Here is a 272-nt window from a genome sequence, read left to right as displayed (position 1 = left end):
GTTGCTTTACGTGATTATTTTTATTGGATTAAATGGTGGATGTGGTTTGAAATTAAGTAAATATATGATAAACGACAATAATTAACTCAAACGATATCAATGCAAAATACATGAAACGATAGTGTTTATATTTAAAGCGGTTACTTTGCTGAATAACATTCGCTGACAAATTATCGGTAGTATGTAGGTGCTCACTATTTTTCTCATTACTGATATCATCATTGTTGGATGAAGTATCATCAGCCATTGGAATCGCAACAACCTCTACCGTA

Annotated in this window: 1 protein-coding gene; it reads right to left on the bottom strand. The window is 32.0% G+C overall.

The window, feature by feature from the left end:
• Positions 1-52: 52 nt before the first annotated feature.
• A partial coding sequence (locus tag BKB51_RS21010; RefSeq protein WP_218044112.1) for a hypothetical protein occupies positions 53-272 on the bottom strand: 220 nt, incomplete at its 5' end.

It is taken from the genome of Kiloniella majae, from assembly GCF_002118315.1.
In the GTDB taxonomy this organism is placed as follows: domain Bacteria; phylum Pseudomonadota; class Alphaproteobacteria; order Kiloniellales; family Kiloniellaceae; genus Kiloniella; species Kiloniella majae.
The sequence above is the reverse complement of the archived record's forward strand: the minus strand, read 5'-3'. Positions and strand labels throughout refer to the sequence as shown.